The sequence below is a fragment of the Sphingomonas sp. DMC8 genome, assembly GCF_056314185.1.
Map to the genome: position 1 here is coordinate 1 of NZ_JBQUYV010000014.1, position 7,321 is coordinate 7,321.

Annotated in this window: 4 protein-coding genes; all 4 read right to left on the minus strand. The window is 66.7% G+C overall.

Annotated features, from left to right (window positions below; all coding sequences use genetic code 11):
* Positions 1-40: 40 nt before the first annotated feature.
* Entirely contained in the window at positions 41-1,573 is a 1,533-nt protein-coding gene (locus tag ACT53K_RS19265; RefSeq protein ID WP_476230439.1) for a lipopolysaccharide biosynthesis protein, read from the minus strand.
* Positions 1,570-4,326 (minus strand): DNA polymerase I, encoded by a 2,757-nt coding sequence (polA, locus tag ACT53K_RS19270; RefSeq protein ID WP_476230442.1) that lies wholly within the window; start codon positions 4,324-4,326, stop codon positions 1,570-1,572. The genes ACT53K_RS19265 and polA overlap by 4 nt, the downstream gene beginning before the upstream one ends.
* A 66-nt stretch (positions 4,327-4,392) precedes the next feature.
* Positions 4,393-5,502 carry a serine hydrolase gene (locus ACT53K_RS19275; RefSeq protein ID WP_476230443.1) on the minus strand — a complete coding sequence of 370 codons (1,110 nt, stop codon included), beginning with the start codon at positions 5,500-5,502 and terminating at the stop codon, positions 4,393-4,395.
* A gap of 125 nt (positions 5,503-5,627) precedes the next feature.
* A complete protein-coding gene (gene nadB, locus ACT53K_RS19280) occupies positions 5,628-7,232 on the minus strand; it encodes an L-aspartate oxidase (protein ID WP_476230441.1) in 1,605 nt (534 codons plus the stop codon).
* Positions 7,233-7,321 lie beyond the last annotated feature (89 nt).

Genomic DNA, 7,321 nt, shown 5'->3' on the forward strand with positions numbered 1-7,321 from the left:
TTCTTATCAGCGCAACGCAGTATGCGCCATCGGGGGCTGGTCAGCGCTCCCGCCCCACTCCCGCCACTGCCGGCGTGCGCGCCACCTCGTCCTGCCGAGGGATCTTGCGAAACAGCGAGCGGTCTTCCGGGCCGAAGCCGAAATGGATGATGACGAACAGGAACGTCATCGCGATCGACGGCATGCCGACCGCCAGTTCGACCCATTCGAGCTTGCGCGGCAAGGACAGGAAGGCATAGCCGACCAGCATCGCCATGCCGATGGCGGCAAAGAAGCTGATACGCAGGCTGACCACCGGCGCGCCGAGCAGCCGCCGCAACAACAGCGCCTTCGCTGCCGAACCGATCGTGAGCGACAGCGCCAGCGCCAGCGCCGGGCCGGCCGCTTGCACCATCAGCGGCAGCCCCTCGCCGCGCGCAACGAACACGAACACGAAGCTGAGCGTGATCTGGAGCAGCAGCACGCACAGCGAAATCGCCAGATTGGTGTGGCGGGCGATATAGACGAGCGCCGTTTCGCACACGGCCCCCGGCGAGGCGAGCACTTCGGCGACCAGCAGGATACACAGCGCCCCTGACCCGACCACGAACTCGCGGCCGATCAGCCCCATCACGCCTTGCGCGGGAATCGCGAACATCACCGCCAGCGCCGCCTGCGCGCACAGAATCCAGAAACCGACCTGACGCACCTGCCGGGCGACCGCGGGACGATCATTGGCCGCCAGGCTCTGCGTCACGACCGGCCCCAGGATCGGGTCGAAACTCGACTTCAGCCGCTGCGGCACCGACGTGACCTGCTGCGCCATATAATAGATGCCAACCACCGTGGGGGTGAACAACAGCCCCAGGATGAACCGGTCGACATTGCGCGTCGCCCATTCGATCGCATCGGCGCCGGCCAGCGGCGCGTTGCGGCGCGCCAGCCCCCAGATTTCGACAAGACGCGGGCGCCAGCCTTGCGGAACCCCATATTCGCGCAGGAACGGCACCAGCGATGCGATCAGCGCCGCGCTCATCGACAGGACATAGGCCAGCAACAGCCCGTCCCGCGCAGAAACATAGGAAAACAGCCAGGCGGCGATGCTGATCGTCCAGGGCTCGATGATCGCGCGGGCAGTCACCGAGGCGCCGATATTGTGGCGATAGGCAAGCGCCGAAAGCGATACGTCGGACAGCGCCGTGGCGATCACTACCAGCGGCAGCAGCCGCTCGAACCCCACCACTGCGCTGTTGGGGAACAGCGCCTGGGGGAAGGCGACCAATATGCCGCTGGCGATCAGCGCCGTTACGAAGGCGACGGCCATCGCGTCCCACACGACATGCGTGTGCGGCCGGTCCGTGCTCGACAGCGCCTGTGCCAGCCCGCGCTTCAGGCCCAGCGTGGCGACCAGCGCGACGAACTCGATGACCAGCACCGCGATGGCATAGCGGCCGACGATGTCGGGCCCATAGGCGCGGCCGGCGATGAACAGAAAGGGCAGCCGCGCGGCGAGCCGCAGCACGAACCCCATGATGTTGGTGCGGCCGCCCTTGGCGAGAGCGTTGATGTCTTCGGACGCGGCGGCCTGGCTCAATGCGCGGCGCCCCAGCTTGGACCAACGCCGATTTCGACGCCCAGCGGCACGGTGAGCTTGATCGCCGGCTCGGCCGCCGTCGCCATCACCCGCTCGATCACCGGCTTCGCCGCCGCGACATCGGCTTCGGGCAACTCGAACACCAGTTCGTCATGCACCTGGAGCAGCATCCGCACGTTCGGCAGGCCGGCCTCGCGCAGCGCCGGCCCCATGCGGGCCATGGCGCGCTTGATGATGTCGGCGCTGGTGCCCTGGATCGGCGCGTTGATCGCGGCGCGCTCGCTGCCCGCGCGCTCGTTCGGGTTGGACGATTTGAGCCGCGGGAAATGCGTCTTCCGGCCGAACAGCGTGGTCGTATAGCCGCGCTCCTTCGCCTCGCGCAGCGTATCGGCGATATAGCGGTTGATGCCGGGGAAACGCTCAAAATAGCGGCTGATCATCGCCTGTGCCTCGTCGGGCGTCACGTCGAGCCGGCCGGCCAGGCCCCAGCGCGAAATGCCGTAGAGGATCGCGAAGTTGATCGTCTTGGCGCGCCCGCGCGTGTCGCGATTGACTTCGCCGAACAACTCCATCGCGGTCATGCTGTGGATGTCGTCGCCGCGTTCGAACGCCGTGCGCAGCGCCGGCACATCGGCGATATGCGCGGCCAGCCGCAGCTCGATCTGCGAATAGTCGGCCGAGAGGATGACATTGCCCGGCTCCGCGACGAAGGCATCGCGGATCTGGCGGCCGGTTTCGGTGCGGATCGGGATATTCTGCAGGTTCGGATCGGTCGACGAAAGCCGCCCGGTCTGCGCGCCGGTAAGGCTGTAGCTGGTGTGCACGCGCCCGGTGGCCGGGTTGATCTGCGCCTGCAGCGCGTCGGTATAGGTCGATTTGAGCTTGGTGAGCTGGCGCCAGTCGAGCACCTTCAGCACCATCTCGCGGCCGGGCGAATCCTTGTCGGCGGCGATGCGCTCCAGCTCGTTCACATCGGTCGAATAGACGCCCGACTTGCCCTTGCGGCCGCCCTTGATGCCCATCTTGTCGAACAGCACGTCGCCGAGCTGCTTGGGGCTGCCGATGGTGAACTTGAACCCGGCGATACTGTGGATTTCCTCCTCCAGCGCCGCGATCTGCTGCGAAAAATCGGCGGACAGCCGGGCGAGCACCCCGGCATCGACCTTGATGCCCGCGCTCTCCATTTCCGCCAGCACGCCCACCAGCGGCCGATCGACCATTTCATAGACGCGGGTGACGCTCTCATAGGCGAGCCGCGGCTTCAGCCGCCGCCACAGCCGCAGCGTCACATCGGCATCCTCGGCGGCGTAGCGGGTGGCTGCCTTCAGATCGACCTGGCCGAAGCTGAGCTGGCTCTTCCCCGTGCCGACCACGTCCTTGTAGGCGATGCAGCTGTGCGACAGATGCGTCGCCGCCAGCTCGTCCATGCCGTGCCCGTGCAGCCCGGCATCGAGGTCGAAGCTCATCACGATCGTATCGTCATAGGGCGCGACGCGGATGCCGGCGCGGCCGAGCACGATCATGTCGTACTTCAGATTATGGCCGATCTTGAGCACCGCGGGGTCTTCCAGCAAAGGCTTCAGCCGGGCGAGCGCCTCCGCGCGGTCGATCTGCACCGGCTTTTCGGCGAACATGTCGGTGCCGCCATGGCCGAGCGGGATATAGCAGGCGAGGTTCGGTGCCAGCGCCATGCTGATCCCGACCAGATCGGCCTGCGTCGCGTCCAGCCCGCTCGTCTCGGTATCGATCGCAACCCACCCCTGATGGCGCGCCACCGTCACCCAGCGTTCCAGCGCGGCAAGGTCGGTAACGGTCTCATAGCCGTCATGGTTGCAGGGCGGGTCTTCCTCCACACCGGGCGTCTCGGGCTCCGCGACCGGGGCATCGGCCACCGTGCCCAGCCGCGCGATCAGCGACTTGAAGCCATGGTGCTCCAGGAACGCGCGCAGCGGCGCGTCGGGAATCCCCTGCAGCGCCAGTGCCTCGAGCGGCTCGGGCAGCGGCACGTCGCATTCGAGCGCGACCAGCTTGCGGCTCAGCCGCGCCATCTCGGCATGCTCGATCAGATTGTCGCGCAGCTTGCCCTTCTTCATCTCGGGCGCAGCGGCGAGCACCGATTCGAGGTCGCCATGCTCCAGGATCAGCTTGGCCGCCGTCTTGGGACCGATGCCCGGCACGCCCGGCACATTGTCGACACTGTCGCCCATCAGCGCCAGCACTTCGCCCAGCTTTTCCGGGCCGACGCCGAATTTCTCGCGCGTGTCATCCGGCCCCAGCCGCCGGTTGTTCATCGTATCGAGCATGTCGACCGACGGATCGGTCATCAGCTGCATCAGATCCTTGTCGGAACTGACGATCGTCACGGCCCAGCCCTGCGCCAGCGCGGCCTTGGTATAGCTGGCGATCAGGTCGTCCGCTTCCCAGCCCAGTTCCTCGATGCACGGCAGGCTGAACGCGCGGGTGGCGTCGCGGATCATCGGGAACTGCGGCACCAGATCCTCGGGCGCGGGCGGGCGGTGCGCCTTGTACTGGTCGTACAGATCGTTGCGGAAGGTGTGCTCGGACTTGTCGAGAATCACCGCCATATGCGTCGGCCCGTCGGCCTTGTGCAGTTCGTCGGCCAGCTTCCAGAGCATGGTGGTATAGCCATAGACGGCCCCCACCGGCTCGCCATGCTTGTTGGTCAGCGGCGGCAGCCGATGATAGGCCCGGAAGATATAGCTGGAGCCATCGACGAGATAGAGATGCGGCATCGTTGGGGAGATAGCAGCGCGCGCGGCGCCCGTCATCCCGCTGCGAACAGGGCCGAAGCCCCGTTTTCAGGCACTGGCATCGTGCTGGGCGACGATCGCGCGCACCACTGACTGCATCAGCATCTGCCGCTCGTTGATCGGCCGCGGCGTGTCGCCGATCATCACCGCCAGCGCATAGGAGCGGCCATCGGGCGCGGTGAGGATGCCGACATCGTTATAGCCCGCCGTGCGGCCGAACAGATCCTGGCCGGTGCCGGTCTTGTGGCCGAACTTCCAGCCCGGCGGCACCGCGCCGCGCAGCCGGTATTTGCCGGTGTGCGAGCTCTGCATCGTCGTGATCAGCCACTGGGTGGAGGCAGGGGACAGCAGATCGCCGCGCTTCAGCCGCGCCAGTGCGCCGGCAATCGCCAGCGGCGCCGCGCCATCGGGCGGATCGGCGACATAGGAATCGAACGCCGCCACGCGGGTCGCGCGCGGCAGTTTGGCGCGGGCGACGGCGAAGGTGTTGCCCATCGAATATTCGGGCTTCCACGCCGGCAGGCCCGAAGTGCCCAGCTGCAACAGCTTCTCACCCGGTCCGAAGCGGATCGAGCCCAGCGCATTGCGGGCAATGAACGAACGCACCGCCGAAGGCCCGCCGACCAGCCGCAACAGCTTGTCGTTGCAGGTATTGTCGCTCATCGTCAGCGCGCGATGCATGATCTCGCCGACGGTGCTGTGATAGCCCTGATCGCCCTTCACCAGCGACGCGACCGGCTGGTGGAACAGCGTGAAGTCCGATTTGGTGATGACCAGCGGATCGCTGAGGCGGATGCGGCCCTGATCGACCTGATCGAGCACGGTCATCGCCACCCACAGCTTGCTCACGCTCTGCTGGGGCAGCTTGCGGGCACCGTTTTCCGACGCGGTCCAGCCGCCTTCGATGCTGGTGACAGCGATGCCGACGACGCCGTGGAAGTTGCGGGCAATGCCGCTCAGCACCTGCACCAGCGCGGCGGGCGGCGGCACTTGCGGCTTGGGGGCAGCCTGCGCCGCCGGAATCGGCATCAGCACGCGGTAATTGGGGGCGGGCAAATAGGCGGCGAGCTGCGGATTTTCGTGCACCGCACAACCGAGCAGCAACGCCGGACCCAGCCCGGCAACGGTCAACGCCCGCTCGACCTTGGAAAAACGGATTTTACGCACGCGAACTCAGCCTCTTGCCCCGGGCCCATAATGGCCGCCCGGCGGGATGTGGCAAAGTATCATAAAAGCCCGATGCGACGAAGCGATTCGCCTTAGCGACGAACCGTGGCACGGCCTCACGGCACCAGCACCGTGTCCACTGCCTCGGCCAGCGTCTCCGGATAGTCGAGCGTATAGTGCAGCCCGCGGCTTTCCTTGCGGTGCAGCGCAGAGCGGACGATCAGGTCGGCGCTTTCGAGCAGGTTGCGCAGCTCGATCAGGTCGGGCGTGACGCGGAAATGGCCGTAATAGTCGGCCACTTCCTCGCGCAGCAGCTTGATGCGGTGCGCGGCACGTTCCAGCCGCTTGGTGGTCCGCACGATGCCGACATAGTTCCACATGAAGCGCCGGATCTCGGTCCAGTTCTGCTTGATGACGACTTCCTCGTCGGAATCGGCGACCCGGCTCTCGTCCCAGGGGCGAATCGCCGGCGGCGGGGCAAGGTCACCCCAGTTGGCGGTAATGTGATTTGCCACGGCCTCGCCGAACACGAAGCATTCGAGCAACGAGTTGGAGGCGAGGCGATTGGCGCCGTGCAGCCCCGACTGGCTCACCTCGCCGGCGGCATAGAGGCCCGGCAGGTCGGTGCGCCCGTCGCGATCGATCACCACGCCGCCACAGGTATAATGCTGCGCCGGCACCACCGGGATCGGCTCTTTCGTCATGTCGATGTCGAGGTCGAGCAGCCGGTGGTAGATGGTCGGGAAATGGTGCTGGACGAACTCCGCCCCCATGTGGCTGATGTCCAGGTGCACATAATCGAGGCCGAGCCGCTTGATCTCATGGTCAATCGCCCGGGCGACGATGTCGCGCGGCGCCAGCTCCAGCCGGGGGTCGAAATCGGGCATGAAGCGGTGGCCCGCCTCCTCGCCGGCATCGGGCGGCAGCAGCAGGTGCCCGCCCTCGCCGCGCACCGCCTCGGTAATCAGGAAGTTCTTGACGTCGAGATTGTAGAGGCAGGTCGGGTGGAACTGCATCATCTCCATGTTCGAGATGCGGCAGCCCGCGCGCCACGCCATCGCGATGCCGTCGCCGGTCGCGCCGCGCGGGGCGGTGGAGAACAGGTAGGTCCGCCCCGCCCCGCCGGTCGCCAGCACGGTCGCGCGCGCCGTGAACAGCTCGACCCGGTTGGTCCGGCGGTTGAAGGCATAGACGCCCCAGACATTGCCCGCGCCCGAATAGCGGAGTTCATGCCGGCTGGTGGCTAGGTCGATCACCACCATGTCGGGCACCAAAGTGATGTTCGGATGCGCCTGCGCGGCGCGGAGCAGCGCGGTCTGCACGGCAAGGCCGGTCGCATCGTCGACATGGGCGATGCGGCGATGGCTGTGGCCGCCCTCGCGGGTGAGGTGCAGGGCATTGCCCTCGGTATTGAACGGCACGCCGAGCTGGACCAGCCGCTCGATCGCGGCGGGGGCGTTCTCCACCACCATCTCGACGGTCGCGCGGTCGTTGAGCCCGGCGCCGGCGACCATCGTGTCCTCGATATGGCTCTCGAAAGTGTCGCCCTCTTCCAGCACCGCGGCGATGCCGCCTTGCGCCCAGGCGGTCGAACCCTCGGCAAAGCCGCCCTTGGCCAGCACCGTCACCTTGAACTTGTCCGCCAAATGGAGCGCGGTGGTGAGCCCCGCCGCGCCGGAACCGAGGACAAGGATATCGCTGCGATGATCGGTATCGGGCAAGATGCACTCCTTTGCGGCCGCTTTAAGCGCGCAAGCTGCGGGTTCCGCAATACCCACCCTTGGGCTTAATACCAGCACACGGATAACAG